This is a genomic window from Streptomyces argenteolus (assembly GCF_042902585.1).
GTDB lineage: Bacteria > Actinomycetota > Actinomycetes > Streptomycetales > Streptomycetaceae > Streptomyces > Streptomyces argenteolus.
In genome coordinates, this window is the sequence record NZ_JBIBEG010000003.1 from 228834 (window position 1) to 243466 (window position 14633).

General features: G+C 73.0%; 15 protein-coding genes. 8 read left to right on the forward strand and 7 right to left on the reverse strand.

The window, feature by feature from the left end:
* Positions 1-45: 45 nt before the first annotated feature.
* Positions 46-1074, reverse strand: coding sequence for a LacI family DNA-binding transcriptional regulator (locus tag ACFY8O_RS13550; protein ID WP_387901544.1), 1029 nt, complete (start codon positions 1072-1074; stop codon positions 46-48).
* Positions 1075-1510: 436 nt separating this feature from the next.
* Between ACFY8O_RS13550 and ACFY8O_RS13555 the strand changes: the two genes are divergently transcribed.
* Entirely contained in the window at positions 1511-1978 is a 468-nt protein-coding gene (locus tag ACFY8O_RS13555) for a type II toxin-antitoxin system PemK/MazF family toxin (protein WP_387901546.1), read from the forward strand.
* Here the strand turns inward: ACFY8O_RS13555 and ACFY8O_RS13560 are convergent.
* On the reverse strand, positions 1963-2799 hold the full coding sequence (locus ACFY8O_RS13560; RefSeq protein WP_387901549.1) for a TIGR02452 family protein: 837 nt from the start codon (positions 2797-2799) through the stop codon (positions 1963-1965). The two genes, ACFY8O_RS13555 and ACFY8O_RS13560, sit on opposite strands and share 16 nt — an antisense overlap.
* A 147-nt stretch (positions 2800-2946) precedes the next feature.
* Here ACFY8O_RS13560 and egtA point away from each other — a divergent pair, with 147 nt between their 5' ends.
* From egtA to egtD, 4 genes are read left to right on the forward strand one after another with little or no spacing between them, the layout of a single operon-like run.
* Positions 2947-4248 carry an ergothioneine biosynthesis glutamate--cysteine ligase EgtA gene (egtA, locus tag ACFY8O_RS13565; RefSeq protein WP_387901551.1) on the forward strand — a complete coding sequence of 434 codons (1302 nt, stop codon included), beginning with the start codon at positions 2947-2949 and terminating at the stop codon, positions 4246-4248.
* Positions 4245-5585, forward strand: coding sequence for an ergothioneine biosynthesis protein EgtB (gene egtB / locus ACFY8O_RS13570; protein ID WP_387901554.1), 1341 nt, complete (start codon positions 4245-4247; stop codon positions 5583-5585). Before egtA ends, egtB begins: the two co-directional genes overlap by 4 nt.
* Entirely contained in the window at positions 5585-6340 is a 756-nt protein-coding gene (gene egtC / locus ACFY8O_RS13575) for an ergothioneine biosynthesis protein EgtC (RefSeq protein ID WP_387901557.1), read from the forward strand. Before egtB ends, egtC begins: the two co-directional genes overlap by 1 nt.
* Positions 6337-7299 (forward strand): L-histidine N(alpha)-methyltransferase, encoded by a 963-nt coding sequence (egtD, locus tag ACFY8O_RS13580; RefSeq protein ID WP_387901559.1) that lies wholly within the window; start codon positions 6337-6339, stop codon positions 7297-7299. Before egtC ends, egtD begins: the two co-directional genes overlap by 4 nt.
* Here egtD and ACFY8O_RS13585 read toward each other — a convergent pair.
* From ACFY8O_RS13585 to ACFY8O_RS13595, 3 genes are all read right to left on the reverse strand, one after another.
* Complete coding sequence (locus ACFY8O_RS13585; protein WP_387901561.1) at positions 7242-8081, reverse strand: lysophospholipid acyltransferase family protein; 840 nt, start codon at positions 8079-8081, stop codon at positions 7242-7244. The two genes, egtD and ACFY8O_RS13585, sit on opposite strands and share 58 nt — an antisense overlap.
* Positions 8078-8893, reverse strand: a complete 816-nt coding sequence (locus ACFY8O_RS13590; RefSeq protein ID WP_387901563.1) for a GNAT family N-acetyltransferase — start codon at positions 8891-8893, stop codon at positions 8078-8080. The genes ACFY8O_RS13585 and ACFY8O_RS13590 overlap by 4 nt, the downstream gene beginning before the upstream one ends.
* Positions 8894-9058: 165 nt before the next feature.
* Entirely contained in the window at positions 9059-10312 is a 1254-nt protein-coding gene (locus ACFY8O_RS13595) for an extracellular solute-binding protein (protein WP_145805247.1), read from the reverse strand.
* Between the two features lie 203 nt (positions 10313-10515).
* Between ACFY8O_RS13595 and ACFY8O_RS13600 the strand changes: the two genes are divergently transcribed.
* Positions 10516-10731, forward strand: a complete 216-nt coding sequence (locus tag ACFY8O_RS13600; RefSeq protein ID WP_387901566.1) for a dodecin — start codon at positions 10516-10518, stop codon at positions 10729-10731.
* 114 nt (positions 10732-10845) lie between these two features.
* Here the strand turns inward: ACFY8O_RS13600 and ACFY8O_RS13605 are convergent, their stop codons facing one another.
* On the reverse strand, positions 10846-11334 hold the full coding sequence (locus ACFY8O_RS13605) for a phosphatase domain-containing protein (RefSeq protein WP_387901569.1): 489 nt from the start codon (positions 11332-11334) through the stop codon (positions 10846-10848).
* Positions 11335-11378: 44 nt separating this feature from the next.
* On the reverse strand, positions 11379-11705 hold the full coding sequence (locus ACFY8O_RS13610) for a plasmid stabilization protein (protein WP_145805253.1): 327 nt from the start codon (positions 11703-11705) through the stop codon (positions 11379-11381).
* 196 nt (positions 11706-11901) lie between these two features.
* Here ACFY8O_RS13610 and ACFY8O_RS13615 point away from each other — a divergent pair, with 196 nt between their 5' ends.
* Positions 11902-12093, forward strand: coding sequence for a DUF6381 family protein (locus ACFY8O_RS13615; protein ID WP_145805255.1), 192 nt, complete (start codon positions 11902-11904; stop codon positions 12091-12093).
* Between the two features lie 99 nt (positions 12094-12192).
* Positions 12193-14619 carry an ABC transporter gene (locus ACFY8O_RS13620; protein ID WP_387901571.1) on the forward strand — a complete coding sequence of 809 codons (2427 nt, stop codon included), beginning with the start codon at positions 12193-12195 and terminating at the stop codon, positions 14617-14619.
* The last annotated feature ends 14 nt before the right edge of the window (positions 14620-14633 follow it).

Here is a 14633-nt window from a genome sequence, read left to right on the forward strand (position 1 = left end):
CAGCCGCCGCCGGTGGCGCACGTCGTGAGGCCCGGCCCCGCCCGCTCAGGTGGACTCGCGCCCCACCGCCGCCGCCCGCAGCAGGTCGTGCCGCTCGGGAGCCCCGCCCGGGTTCTGCACCAGCCGGTCGATCATCTCGGCCAGTGGCTGAGCCGTCGCCAGTTCGGTACGGACACTGCTGAGCCTGGGCCGCAGGAGCCTGCACAGCATCAGGTCGCCGGCGCCGATGACGGCCGTCTCGGCGGGGATCGCGACCCGGGCGTCCTGCAGCGCCCGCATCAGGAGCATGGCGTACTCGTCGTCGTACGCGAACACCGCGTCCACGCCGAGCCCGCGCCAGCGGCCCGCGAGGTCCTGGGCCGATGCCTCGTCGAAACGCAGCGGCAGCGGCTGGACCCGTGCGCCGGAGCTCGACTCCTCCACCGCGCGCACCGCCCCGGCCAGACGCGGTGCGGCGTACGGGGCGAGGCCGGGCTCCTGGGGTATGACCACGCCGATCCGGCGCCGTCCGCGGGACAGCAGGTGCCGGACCGCGCAGCCGCCGATCTCCTCCTGGTCCATGACGAGGGCGTGCGCGCCGTCGACCGGCTGCGGGCCCAGGGTGATCACCGCCTTGGCGCCGGAGCGGGTGAGGACGCCTATGCCCTTCGGGGTGAGGGTGATGCCGCTGGGCGAGACGACGGCGACGGGGCGCAGTTCCGCCCATGCCCTGGCCGCCTCGTCGGCGCCGAGGCCGACGCTTCCGTACCGCACGACGGTGTAGTCGAGGCGGCGCAGGTCCGCCTCCAGGCCGGTGAAGAACCTCTCGTGCGGGCGGCCTGCCGGGGTGGGCGCGGCGGGCAGCAGCACCATTCTGGTGTGTCCGGCGCGCAGGCTCCGTGCCGCCGCGTGCGGGACGTAGCCGAGATCGGCCGCGGCCTCCCTGACCCGGACCCGGGTCGATTCGCTGATGCGTACGGTCGTGTTGTTGTTCAGTACGTAGGACACGGTGGCCCGGGAGACTCCGGCGAGCCGCGCCACGTCGGCGCTGGTCGGTACGGAGGTGCCGGCGGGCTGCTCGGGTAACTGGCTCATGGCGTGCGGCAGTCTTCCAGACACGCCGGTGGTGCCCACGGCCCGGGGCCCGTTGCGGTGGTGTCGGCGCCCGGCGAGTACCGGCCAGATCTTCGGGTCCCCGAAGCCGGGCCGGGAGCACGGTGAGGGTCACGCCGTGCTCCCGTGCAGGAGGTCGTCGTACCGGCGGGTGCCCGCGAGCGTAAGGCAGCCGGGCCGGCACCGTATGGGAACCGGCGGCGGACCTGAACCTCTGGCCGAGGTCGAGAGCCGCCCCCGGCGCGGAGCTGACGCCGCACCAGGGACCGTGGCCGGCAGGGTGGCCAGGAGGCGTGCGGCGGCCGTGGGGGTCCGGGAGAGCCGGGTGGCCAGGAGGACCTGATCATGAGGTGGAGCCTGAGGGCCGTTGCACCGACCCGCTCCGCGGACGGCGCCGTACAGGTTCTACGGTGATGTGATGACGTTCCAGCACATGAACCACAGCAGTGACAGTTCGACCGACTTTCCCGGCCGCAGCGGTCCGACCGCGACCGCTCAGGCGGAGCCCCGTGAGGTGGGGCGCGTCCGGACCTCGTACGCCCCCGACCGGGACGGCGATCCCGACCCGGGCGAGATCGTCTGGACCTGGGTGCCGTTCGAGGAGAACGACGGGCGTGGCAAGGACCGGCCGGTTCTCGTCGTGGCCCGGGAGGAGACGGGCACACTCCTGGCCGTGCAGTTGTCCAGCAAGCAGCACGCCGGGGACCACGAGTGGGTGGCGCTGGGGGCGGGCCCCTGGGACAGCTCGGGACGGCAGTCGTGGGTGGATCTGGACCGGGTGCTGCGGGTGCACGAGGACGGCATGCGACGCGAGGCGTGCGCGCTGGACCGGGACAGGTTCGACCTGGTCGTGGGGCGGCTGCGGGAGCGTTACGACTGGAGCTGACCGGCGAAGGCGGCGGTGAAGGCCGCCCGGGTGGCGGACCGGGGGTCACGGTCCGGGACGCCGAAGACGATCTGCTCGAAGTGGCCCGCGAAGCGCCCGCCGTCGGTGAGCAGGGCGCGGAAGGCGCCCGCCACCTCGGCCGGGTCGTTCATGAAGACCCCGCAGCCCCAGGCACCCAGCACGAGACGGCGGTACCCACGGACGGCGGCGACTTCGAGGACGCGTTCGGCCCGGCTCGCCAGGGCGGCCGGTATGCGGTGGGCCAGCTCCGGTTCCCGGCTGCGGACGACCCCGGCGTTGGGCGCGGGCGAGGTGAGGAATCCGACCGTGTACGGACTGTCCAGGAGCCGTCCCCGGTCGTCGCGGAAGACCGGCACACCGGGTGAGTGGATCACCCGGTCGCTGTAGAAGGCGCTGCGCTCGGCGCGGTGGTGCGCGTAGTACTCCGGGGCCCTCAGCAACGTGGCGTGGAGCGCGGAGCCGCGGCAGAGCGACTCCTCCTGGGCCTGCGCGCCGTTCAGATAGCCCCCGCCGGGATTGCGGGCCGAGGCGTAGTTCAGCACCGCCGTCCTGGCGGCCGAAGCGCCGGCCATCCGGTGTGCGGCCGCGAGGCTCGTCTCGTCCGTCACCTCGATCGTGAGGTCGCGGGTGGTGTCCAGGGCGGCGACGGCCACCGGCTCGGGCCCGTACAGCCGGGTGCCGGACAGGGCGGCGGCCAGGGCGCGCTCGATGCTCACCTCCCGCCCCTCGGGCGTTCGGTACCGCCCGGCCAGGACGATGGCTTCCGTCTCACGCGCGATGCCGCGCAGTCGTGCGCTCATGGGCGCGCCCCCGTGTGGTGCATACGGGGCATGCTGGACGCCCCGGCGGCATGGACGCAAGCGGTTTTCTGTGGCTCAGGGGCACCCTTGTGCGAAGTCGCAGTACGGGTTTGGGTGGGAGGGAAGCACCCGAAGAGGAGGCCCAGCATGCCCCCGGACACACTCGGCCAGCACGGCCCGCACGCAGAGGCGGCGCCCCTCGGCGAGGAGGAGGCGGAGGATCTACTGCGCGGCATATGTTTCAAGACGGGACCGCCCCGGACGGTCGGCGTCGAGCTCGAATGGCTCATCCACGACCGTGAACATCCCGAGGTCGCCGTCTCCCACGACCGCCTCCGCGCCGCGGCCGACGCCGTGCGCGCGACCCCGCTGGACGCTGCCCTGACCTTCGAGCCCGGAGGCCAGCTGGAGCTGAGCTCCCAGCCCGCGGGCTCCCTGATGGCGTGCGTGGACAGCATGACCAGCGATCTCGCCGCCGTGCGCGACACCCTCGGCCGCGCCGGGCTCACGCCCGCCGGTCTCGGTGTCGATCCGTGGCAGTCCCCGCGCCGTCTGCTGCGGGAGCCCCGTTACGCCGCCATGGAAGCCGCGCTGGACCGCTCGGGTCCCGCGGGCCGAGCCATGATGTGCACCTCCGCCTCCGTCCAGGTCTGCCTGGACGCGGGTGAGGAGGAGCCGGGTCCGCTGGGCTACGGGCGGCGCTGGCAGCTCGGGCATCTGCTGGGGGCGGTACTGGTCGCCTCGTTCGCCAATTCGCCGTACCGGCAGGGGCGGCGCACGGGCTGGCGCTCGACGCGGCAGGCCCTGTGGACGCATCTCGATCCGGCCAGGGCGCTCGCGCCGCGGAGCCGGCTGTCGCCCCGCGAGGACTGGGCCGCGCACGCCCTGGACACGTCCGTCATGTGCATCCGGAACGGGGACGCCCCCTGGGCCGCGCCCGTGGGCCTGACGTTCCGGGACTGGATCCGCGGTGGCGGGCCCCGGCCCGCGGTGCGGGCCGATCTCGACTACCACGTCACCACGCTGTTCCCGCCCGTGCGCCCGCGCGGGCATCTGGAGCTGCGCATGATCGACGCCCAGTCCGGCACCGACGGCTGGCTCGTGCCGCTGGCCGTCACCACCGCTCTGTTCGACGACCCGGAGGCAGCAGAGACCGTGTACCGCACCGTGAAGCCGCTGGCCGAGACCGCGGGCCTGCCGCCCGCGCCCCGTAACCCGCTCTGGACGGCCGCCGCCCGGGACGGACTGAGCGATCCGGAGCTGGCCGCCGCCGCGGCGGCCTGCTTCACGATCGCGCTGGAGGCGCTGCCCAGGATCGGGGCGAGCAGCCATGTCCTGGACACGGTCGCCGCCTTCCATGACCGGTACGTGGCCCGTGGCCGATGTCCCGCCGATGATCTGCCCGGCCCGGAAACGGCGCCGCTGCACGGAAAGGGCCTGGTCCGATGACCGAGACTCCCACTCCGCACGCCGAAGGGGAGCACGACCCCGAGGCGCTGCGCGAGCGCGCCCTCGCCGCTCTCGTCGCCGCTCGCGCACGCACCGCGCTGCTCACCGACAGCGTGGACGACCGCGACCTGACCGCACAGCACTCCCCCTTGATGTCGCCCCTGGTCTGGGACCTCGCGCACATCGGCAACCAGGAGGAGCTGTGGCTGCTGAGGGCGGTCGGCGGCCACGAGGCGCTGCGCCCGGAGATCGACGGGCTGTACGACGCCTTCGAGCACTCCCGGGCCAGCCGGCCCTCGCTGCCCCTGCTGGCCCCCGCCGAGGCACGGGCGTACGCCTCCGACGTGCGTGGCCGGGCCCTGGACGTCCTCGGCGGCGCTCCGCTGCGCGGCGACGGCCGGCCGCTCGAACGCTCCGGCTTCGCCTTCGGCATGGTCGCCCAGCACGAACAGCAGCACGACGAGACAATGCTGATCACCCATCAGCTGCGGTCGGGGCCGGCCGTCCTCACCGCGCCGGAACCTCCTGAGCCCGAGGGCGGCGTGCGGATGCCCGCCGAGGTCCTCGTCCCGGGAGGGCCCTTCACCATGGGAACCTCCACCGAGCCGTGGGCCCTGGACAACGAACGGCCCGCGCACCGGCGCGACGTGGCCTCCTTCCACATCGACACCGCCCCGGTCACGTGTGGCGCCTACGCGCGCTTCATCGAGGACGGCGGCTACACCGACGAACGCTGGTGGGCGCCCGAGGGCTGGGCGATGGTCCGCGAACACGACCTGACCGCACCGCTGTTCTGGCACCGGGACGCCGGTCAATGGCTCCGGCGGCGCTTCGGGGTGACCGAGCCCGTACGGGCGGACGAACCGGTGCTGCACGTCAGCTGGTACGAGGCGGACGCGTACGCCCGGTGGTCGGGGCGGCGTCTTCCGACCGAGCCCGAGTGGGAGAAGGCCGCCCGCCACGATCCCTCGTCAGGGCGTTCGCTGCGCTACCCCTGGGGCGACGAGGACCCGTCGCCCGAACACGCCAACCTCGGGCAGCGTCATCTGCGGCCGGCCGCCGCGGGAGCGTACGCCGCGGGCCGGTCCCCGGCGGGCGCGGGCCAGATGATCGGCGACGTCTGGGAGTGGACGTCGAGCGACTTCCTGCCCTACCCCGGTTTCGTCGCGTTCCCGTACCGTGAGTACTCGGAGGTGTTCTTCGGCTCCGCGCACAAGGTGCTGCGCGGGGGTTCGTTCGCCGTGGATCCGGTGGCCTGCCGGGGCACGTTCCGCAACTGGGACCTGCCCGTGCGACGTCAGATCTTCTCCGGCTTCCGCACGGCGAGGGATGCCTGATGTGCCGTCATATCGCTTATCTGGGACCGTCCGTGGCCCTGGGTGAACTGCTCGTCGCTCCCCCGCACGGTCTCGTCCGCCAGTCATGGGAGCCCCGGCGCCAGCGGTACGGCACGGTGAACGCCGACGGGTTCGGCGTCGGCTGGTACGCGGAGGGGGATCCCGTACCTGGCCGCTACCGACGGAGCGGACCCGTGTGGGGCGACGAGACCTTCGCCGACCTCGCCCGCGTGGTGCACAGCACGGCGCTGCTCGCCGCGGTCCGTGACGCGACCTTCGCCGGCGCGGACGGGGAGGCCGCCGCCGCTCCGTTCGCCGAGGGCCCAGTGCTCTTCAGCCACAACGGGGCGGTGCGCGGCTGGCCGGGCTCCCTGGCCCCCCTGGCCGGTTCCCTGCCGCCCGAGCGGATGCTCACCCTGGCGGCGCGCAGCGACTCGGCGCTGATCTGGGCGCTCGTGCTGCACCGGCTGGCCGAGGGTGACGAGATAGCGCAGGCGGTCGCCGACACGGTGGTCGACGTCGGCGCCGCCGCTCCTGGTTCCCGCCTCAATCTGCTGCTCACGGACGGTTCCACCATCGTGGCGACCACCTGGGGCGACTCGCTCTGGTATCTCCACGAACCGGGCCGCCGCACGGTGGTGGCCTCCGAGCCGTACGACGACGATCCGTACTGGCGCGAGGTCCCGGACCGCACCCTGCTGGCCGCCACGCGCACCGATCTTCTGCTGACCCCGCTCAAGGAGCCCACAGCGTGAGTCCCTTCCTGCTGACCCGCACCCTGCCGGTGGACGCGACGGACGCGGCGCTGCGCGCCGACGTGCGGAGCGGTCTGACCGCGCGACCCAAGACGCTGCCGCCGAAGTGGTTCTACGACGCGCACGGCAGCGACCTGTTCGAGGAGATCACCCGGCTGGCCGAGTACTACCCGACGCGTGCGGAACGGGAGATCCTGATCGCCCGCGCGGGTGAGATCGCGGCGGCGTCGACCGCGAAGACGCTGATCGAGCTGGGATCGGGGTCCTCGGAGAAGACCAGGCATCTGCTGGACGCGCTGCCGGGGCTGCACACCTATGTGCCGGTCGACGTGAGTGAGAGCGCCCTCGCGGGGGCAGCCGAGGCCCTGCTCGCCGAGCGGCCGGAACTCTCGGTGCACGCGCTCGTCGCCGACTTCACGCATGTGCTGGAGCTCCCGGACAGTCCGGGCCCGCGGCTGGTGGCGTTCCTCGGCGGGACGCTGGGCAATCTGCTGCCGGAGGAACGCGCGGAGTTCCTGGCGTCCGTGCGGGCACGGCTCTCTCCCGGCGACGCACTGCTGCTCGGCACGGACCTGGTGAAGGACGAGGCCACCCTCGTCGCGGCGTACGACGACGCGGCCGGTGTCACGGCCGCGTTCGACAAGAACGTGCTGACGGTGGTCAACCGTGAGCTGGGAGCCGACTTCCCGCCGGACGACTTCGAGCACGTGGCCCTGTGGGACGCGGACAACGAGTGGATCGAGATGCGGCTGCGGGCCCGCCGGGCGCTGACGGTCAAGATCCGGGAGCTGGATCTCGTGGTCCAGTTCGAGGAGGGCGAGGAACTGCGTACGGAGATCTCCGCGAAGTTCCGCGAGGAGAAGGTGCGCGAGGAACTGGCCGCGGCGGGCCTGCGGCTGGATCAGTGGTGGACGGACACGGCGGGCCGGTTCGCGCTGTCGCTGGCGACGGCGCACTGAGCGGCCCGCGCCAGAGCACGCCTGTCGGGCTCGCTGCCGGCGGGGATCGGCGGCAGGACGCGGATCTCGGCGGTGAGCCCGGCGGCGGAGACCACCCGCCACAGTGATGCGGCGAGCGGGTCGTCCCCCACGAAGGCGGCGGCCCCCGCGGCGTCCGTCTCCGTCGTGCGGTAGCCGATGCGGACCGGACGCACGGGGGCGCCGGCGTCGATCGCCGCCTGGAAGGCGGCGGGCCGGAAACGGCCGCCGCTGCTCCGGCCGCACCAGGTGCTGCCCTGCGGGAAGACCGCCACGCTCGATCCGGCGGCCAGGGCATCCGAGAGCGCCCGGACCGCGCCCGGGAGGGCACGGAGCCGGTCCCGCTCGATGAACAGCGTCCCGCCGAGCGCGGCCATCCGTCCGATCAGCGGCCAGCCGCGTATCTCGCTCTTGGCGACCATCCGGGCCGGGCGCACGACCGCGATGAGGGGGATGTCCAGCCACGAGACGTGGTTGGCGACGACGAGTTCGCCCGAGGGCGGGTCGCCCGGCTCCACCGGGCGTCCGGTGACGCGTATCCGTACGCCGAAGGCCCGCACCACGGCATACGCCCAGACCCGTGTCAGCCGGTCGCGCCGGGCGGGCGCCAGGAGGCGCACGACGGGCACGCACAGCACCCCGAGGAGGGTGAGCGCGCACCCGGCGAGGAGCAGGGCGGCGGCCACCGGTGGCATGCGGCCGGCGCCCTCGTGTCCGGCGCAGTCGCGCGGGGTGCAGGGTGCGGTGGGCAGCCAGGCACTCATCGCAGCGGCGCCAGCGAGAGGAAGTGGCGCAGGTAGCGGGGGTCGGTACGGCGCATGGACAGCAGGACGTAGAGGTCGGCGACGCCGAAGTCCGGGTCGTGGGCGGGGGCACCGCACACCCAGGCGCCGAGCCGCAGGTAGCCGCGCAGCAGGGGCGGCAGGCCGGCCCTGCCGGCCGCGCCCCCCTCGGGGTGACCCGAGGTGTCCCAGAGGCGGTGCGGGGTGACCCAGTACTCCTCGGGTGCGAGGTTGTGGGTGCGTACGGTGTCCCAGGTCCTGGCCGCCAGCGCGCCGCCGTCGGCGAGGGGCACGGAGCAGCAGCCCGCCAGCCAGTTGTGGCCGGTGCGCTCCATGTAGCGGGCCAGTCCGGCCCAGATGAGGGCGATGACGGCCCCGTCGCGGTGGGCGGGGTGGACGCACGACCTGCCGACCTCGACGAGGTCGTGGCGGATCGGGCCCAGCCGGCCGAGGTCGAACTCGCTCTCCGCGTAGAGTCCGCCGGCGAGCCGGGCGCCTTCGGGCGGCAGCAGGCGGTAGGTGGCGACGACCTCGCCGGTGGCCTCCTCACGCACCAGGAGGTGGTCGCAGAACGCGTCGAAGGCGTCGCTGTCCAGGCCGGGTTCGGTACTCCGCAGCCGGGCGCCGAGCTCTCCGGCGAACACGAGGTGCCGCAGGCGCTGCGCGGCGCGTACGTCGTCCTGGCAGGTGGCGAGCGAGACCCGGTAGCCCGAGGGAGCGGGGGCAGCGGCCTTCCGCCCGGCGGGTACGCCGGTGGCCGGGGAGGTGGGAGAGGCGAGGGGCAGCACGGTCATGGCGGTCTCCGGGGACGGATCAGCGAGGGCGGCTGCCGGGCTGTCGCGGAGCGCGAAGCCCGGCCCCCTACTTCTTCCGTGACCGGCTGGATTCGACGTGACCGCTGTGGAGCGCGGGGATGTGCGACGGCTGAATCCCCGGCTCTCGGTGGCGCCGCCCGCGCCTCAGCCGGTGATCAGCTTGGCGGTGATGCGGTCCGAGGCCTTGCGTGCCTCCTCGGCCGGATCGCCGCCCTCCAGGACCGCCGTCATGTACGCCTTGATCGGGTTGTCCGCCTCGACGGCGGGCCAGAAGGGCGAATTGGGGGTGGCCCGGCCCTCGGTGGCGCCCTGAGCCATGGCGGAGGTGCCCTCCTGGCCCTCCACCACGCTCGCGAGGGAGGGCTTGTTGGGTACGTAGCTCATGGCCCGGGCGAGCTCCGTCTGCCACTTCTCGCCTGCGAGCGCCTTGACGACCTCGATGCCTTCGCCGCGCTGGTCCGCGCCTTCGGGAACGATCAGGTCGGAGCCTCCGGTGAAGACGGCGCCCGGCGTCTTCGCGGTCTTGCCGGGGATGGGGAAGTAGCCCAGCTTCCCCTTGAGTTCGGGGTTCTGCTGCTCGATGAGCGCCGCGCTGCCGGGCACGGAGACGATCTGGGCGACGTTTCCCTCGGCGAAGACGTCGGTCTCCGGGGGCGACTGCTCGTCGGCGTCCTTGGGGCCGTTGCCGAGGGCCTGGAGCTTCTTGTAGAAGTCCATGCCCCGCAGCGCTGCGGGCGAGTCCAGGGCGCCCTCCCACTCGCCGCCGCCCTCCTCGGCCAGTTCTCCGCCCTCGTCCCAGATGAAGCCGGCGAGTACGTACCAGTTCTGCCCCGCGAGGTAGATGCCCTGCTGGTCGGCGGCGTTCAGCCGCTCGGTGATCTCCACCCACTCCTCACGTGTCTTGGGGAGTTCGGTGATCCCGGCCTGGGCGAAGAGGTCCTTGTTGTAGATCACGACACGGTTGGCCGCGTACCAGGGAATCCCGTACTGCGCTCCGTTGACCTTGCCCGGCTCCGCGAGACCCGGCAGCCAGTCCTCGCCGCCCAGGTCGCGGATCGATTCCAGGGTGAGGTCGCGCAGTTCGCCGCTCTCCGCGTACTGGGCGACCTGGGTGTTGCCGACCTCGATGACGTCCGGCGCGTCGGAGCCTTCCAGCGCCTTCAGCACCTTGGGGCCGATGCCGCCCCACTCCTGGAGGATGAACTCCAGTTCGACCGAGGGGTGCTCCGCCTCGTACGACTCCTTGAAGCGGTCGAGGAAGCTCTCGGAGGCGCTGCCCTTCATGAGCCACACCGTGACCTTGCTGCTGTCGGCGCCCGAGCCGGGGAGATGGCCGCAGCCGCTCAGCGCGACGGAGGAAACGAGCGCGACGGCTCCGGCCAGTATGCGGATGTTCACGGGGTCACCTTCTGCGAAACGGCACGACGACATGACAGGACCCGGGTGGGGGGACTGCGGGCGGCGCTCGCACGGGTGTGTGGATCGGAGTTTGGTATGGACCAATGAGCAGGTCAAGCCCGCGGCCGGCGCCGGATGCACGTCCGACACCTCGCGGTCCTTCACGGAGTAGGGCACCGTGGAATGACGAAAGGAGACATTAGATGTCCAATCACACCTACCGGGTCACCGAGATCGTAGGAACCTCCGAGCAGGGGCTGGACGCGGCGATCCGGAACGGCGTCGCGAGAGCAGCCGAAACGTTGCACAATCTCGACTGGTTCGAAATGACCGAGGTCCGCGGGCACATCGAGGACGGCCGCGTCGCCCACTACCAGGTGGGGCTCAAGGTCGGCTTCCGGCTCGACGAGAAGGCCTGACCGGGGGCCGGTGATCCGGGCCGGGCCGCCGCGCCCGGTGGGACGCCGCTGCCGGGCGCGTCGCAGGGACCTCGAAGACGCGGCCCCGCCGTCAGCCGGCCCGGCCGGCCCCGGTCACGTGCGTCCCTCGCGCTCCTGTGCGTGCTTCATCGCCGGCCGGGTGACGGCCCAGCGCGCGCGTACGACGGTGAATCCGGCGCGTTCGGCCGCGTCGCACACCAGCTCGTCGTCGTCGACGAGGACCCGCACCTCGCGGGTCCGGCCCAGCCGTTCCAGGACCTCCAGCTTGGTGCGGCGGGCCGGGCGCCGGTCGTCGTCGCGGCGCATGTGGACGGTGCCTTTGGGCAGCCCCTGCGCGTCCAGCCAGGCGAGGGTGTCCCGCCGGCACCGCTCGGGCCTGCCGGTCAGATACACGACCTCGCACTCCTTCGCGCTGTCCAGGGCGAGGCGCACCCCTTCCGCCAGCGGAGGGTCATCGGGAGCCGCGGCGAAGAACCGCGCCCAGTCCCGCCGCCGGCCTTCGAGGAAGTGCTGCCGGTGACCACTGTCGGCGAGAGTGCCGTCGAGATCGAATACGGCCAGCGGCCGGGTGTCGTCGCTCACGGCGCCAGCCTAGAAGACGGCGCCCGGCGGGCCGGTCCCGGGATTCAGCGCCCGAGGGCCTTGCGCAGCTCTTCCTTGTTCATGGACGAGCGGCCCTCGACGTTCCGCTTCTTCGCCTCCTCGTACAGCTGGTCCTTCGTGGGCCCCTGGGCGCCGCTGTGGGAACGCTGCCCACCGCGCTCGGAAGCCGACTTGGGATCCTTCAGGGACGTCCGGCTCGCGGTGCGGGACTCCCCGGAGCGTGCCCGCTCCTTGTTGACCGTGCGCGCCGCGATCTCCTTGGCGCGCTTCGTGGAGGTGCCGCGCTGCTCGGCGCTCTCCTTGATGTGCTCGTACTGGCGCTCGCGCTTGGAGCTGGATCCTGCGGGCATGACGCCTCTCCTCACTGTCGGACGGCGGTGCTGCACCGCCGCACCCACTACCCCACACCCTCGCACCTACACGTGCCGGACGGGCGGTCCGAACGGGGCACCGTGTGCACGCCGCCCGCAGCCGCTCGAGATGCAGCCGGACCGGTGCGCTGCTTCGCTGATCCTGTCCCGCTCCCCCACAGATCCAGGAGTGATCATGAGCGTTGCAGGTGAGTCCGGTGGCCGAGCCCAGCAGCTGCGTGCCAAGGCGCAGGAACTGAACGAGGCGGCGGAACGCGCCACCGACCCGGAGCAGCGGCAGCGCCTCCAGGACAAGGCCCGCCGCCTGCGGGAGCAGAGCGAGCAGGAGAGCGCCATGCGCGACCGCGGCATGGACCCGATGGTCTAGCTCCGGCGGCCCCGCACTGCCGGTGGCCCTCCCGCGCGGGCCCGTGCGCGAGGATCACCGGCAGGACCATGACCAGCGACCCACGGAGCCGTACGAGCGATGCCGACCCCTCACGATCCCTACGTCCGGGTGCGCGGCGCCCGCGAGCACAACCTCCGCGACGTGGACGTCGACATCCCACGCGACACCCTGGCCGTCTTCACGGGCGTCTCGGGTTCCGGGAAGTCCTCCCTCGCCTTCGGGACGATCTACGCGGAGGCGCAGCGCCGCTACTTCGAGTCGGTCGCCCCGTACGCCCGCCGGCTCATCCATCAGGTCGGGGCCCCGGTCGTCGGCGAGATCACCGGCCTGCCGCCCGCGGTCTCGCTGGAGCAGCGCCGCTCGGCACCCGGTTCGCGCTCCTCCGTGGGCACGGTCACCACGCTGTCCAACTCGCTGCGCATGCTCTTCTCGCGGGCCGGCTCGTACCCTCCGGGCGCGGAACGGCTCGACTCGGACGCGTTCTCGCCGAACACCGCGGCCGGGGCCTGCCCCGAGTGTCAGGGACTGGGCCGGGTGCACGGAACGACCGAGGAACTGCTCGTCCCCGACCCGTCGTTGTCGATCCGGGACGGGGCGATCGCCGCCTGGCCCGGTGCCTGGCAGGGCAAGAACCTGCGCGATGTGCTCGACGCCCTGGGGTACGACATCGAGCGCCCGTGGCGGGAGCTGGAGCCGGCGGAGCGGGAGTGGATCCTGTTCACCGACGAGCAGCCGGTGGTGACGGTCCACCCGGTGCGCGACGCGGGCCGCATCCAACGCCCGTACCAGGGCACGTACATGAGCGCGCGCCGCTATGTGATGCACACGTTCGCGGATTCCAGGAGCCGTACGCTGCGGGCGAAGGCCGAGCGCTTCCTGACCAGTTCGCCGTGCCCGGTGTGCGGGGGCAGCAGGCTGCGCCCGGAGGCCATGGCGGTCACCTTCGCCGGCCGCACGATCGCGGATCTGGTCGCGCTCCCGCTCACCACCCTGACCGAGGTGCTGCTGGAGGCGGGTGGCGGGAGTGACACGGCGCGGGTGCTGACGGCCGACCTGCTGGCCAGGATCGAGCCGGTGACCGAGCTCGGCCTCGGCTATCTCAGCCTCGACCGTACGGCGCCGACCCTCTCGTCCGGCGAGCTCCAGCGGCTGCGGCTCGCCACCCAGCTGCGCTCGGGACTGTTCGGCGTGGTCTACGTGCTCGACGAGCCCTCGGCGGGCCTGCACCCCGCCGACACCGAGTCGCTGCTGGACGTACTGGGACGGCTCAAGGACGCGGGGAACTCGGTGTTCGTGGTGGAGCACCAGATGGACGTGGTCCGGCGGGCCGACTGGCTGGTGGACGTGGGTCCGCTGGCCGGTGAGCACGGGGGCCGGGTGCTGCACAGCGGACCTCCGGCGGAGCTGGCCGGGGTCACCGGGTCCGCGACGCGGCGCTTCCTCTTCGGAGAGGACCCGGCGCCGGCGCGGGAGCCCCGCACCCCGTCGGGGTGGATCACGCTGCACGGGGTGGATCTGCACAACGTGCGGGGCGTCGACGCCGCGTTCCCGCTCGGCGTGCTGACGGCGGTGACCGGTGTGTCGGGATCGGGGAAGTCGACCCTCGTCGGCCAGGTCCTCGCGGGGGCGCTCGCGGACCGGCGGCAGGCCGGGAGCGCGGAGGAGGATTCCGCGCCGGTGGCGCGTGGCTGTGCGTCGGCGGAGGGCCTGCGGGCGGTGGACCGGCTCGTCCAGGTCGACCAGCGGCCCATCGGGCGTACGCCCCGCTCCAACCTGGCGACGTACACGGGGCTGTTCGACGTCGTACGCAAGTTGTTCGCCGCAACGGACACGGCACGCGCCCGGGGGTACCGAGCGGGGCGGTTCTCGTTCAACGTGGCGGGCGGGCGGTGCGAGACCTGCCAGGGCGAGGGGTTCGTCTCGGTCGAGCTGCTCTTCCTCCCCAGTACGTACGCTCCCTGCCCGGACTGCCACGGCGCGCGCTACAACCCGGCGACCCTGGAGGTCACCTTGCGCGGTCTCACCATCGCCGAGGTCCTGGACCTCACGGTGGAGGCGGCGGCGGACTTCCTCGCCGGGAGTCCGGCGGCCGAGCGCAGCCTGCGGGCGCTGCTGGACGTGGGGCTCGGCTATCTGCGCCTGGGTCAGCCGGCGACGGAGCTGTCGGGGGGCGAGGCGCAGCGGATCAAGCTCGCCGCCGAGCTCCAGCGCGCACGGCGCGGGCACACGCTCTATCTGCTGGACGAGCCGACGACGGGGCTGCATCCCGCCGATGTGGAGGTGCTGATGCGGCAGTTGCACGGCCTGGTGGACGCGGGCGGCACCGTCGTGGTCGTGGAGCACGACATGACCGTGGTGGCCGGTGCGGACCGGGTGATCGATCTGGGACCCGGTGGCGGTGACCGGGGCGGCCGGATCGTGGCCACCGGCACGCCGGCGGAGGTCGCCCGCGCGGCGGGGAGCCGTACGGCCGCGTACCTGGCGAAGGCACTGCGGACCGGCTGACTCCCCGCGCGGGC

Excerpts from the sequence above, each read along its gene's own strand:
- egtB (WP_387901554.1), top strand. The coding sequence starts at position 4,245 with ATGACCGAGACTCCCACTCCGCACGCCGAAGGGGAGCACGACCCCGAG.
- ACFY8O_RS13560 (WP_387901549.1), bottom strand. The coding sequence starts at position 2,799 with ATGAGCGCACGACTGCGCGGCATCGCGCGTGAGACGGAAGCCATCGTC.
- ACFY8O_RS13615 (WP_145805255.1), top strand. The coding sequence starts at position 11,902 with ATGAGCGTTGCAGGTGAGTCCGGTGGCCGAGCCCAGCAGCTGCGTGCC.
- egtA (WP_387901551.1), top strand. The coding sequence starts at position 2,947 with ATGCCCCCGGACACACTCGGCCAGCACGGCCCGCACGCAGAGGCGGCG.
- ACFY8O_RS13550 (WP_387901544.1), bottom strand. The coding sequence starts at position 1,074 with ATGAGCCAGTTACCCGAGCAGCCCGCCGGCACCTCCGTACCGACCAGC.
- ACFY8O_RS13590 (WP_387901563.1), bottom strand. The coding sequence starts at position 8,893 with ATGACCGTGCTGCCCCTCGCCTCTCCCACCTCCCCGGCCACCGGCGTA.
- ACFY8O_RS13610 (WP_145805253.1), bottom strand. The coding sequence starts at position 11,705 with ATGCCCGCAGGATCCAGCTCCAAGCGCGAGCGCCAGTACGAGCACATC.
- egtC (WP_387901557.1), top strand. The coding sequence starts at position 5,585 with ATGTGCCGTCATATCGCTTATCTGGGACCGTCCGTGGCCCTGGGTGAA.
- ACFY8O_RS13555 (WP_387901546.1), top strand. The coding sequence starts at position 1,511 with ATGACGTTCCAGCACATGAACCACAGCAGTGACAGTTCGACCGACTTT.
- ACFY8O_RS13585 (WP_387901561.1), bottom strand. The coding sequence starts at position 8,081 with ATGAGTGCCTGGCTGCCCACCGCACCCTGCACCCCGCGCGACTGCGCC.
- ACFY8O_RS13620 (WP_387901571.1), top strand. The coding sequence starts at position 12,193 with ATGCCGACCCCTCACGATCCCTACGTCCGGGTGCGCGGCGCCCGCGAG.
- ACFY8O_RS13600 (WP_387901566.1), top strand. The coding sequence starts at position 10,516 with ATGTCCAATCACACCTACCGGGTCACCGAGATCGTAGGAACCTCCGAG.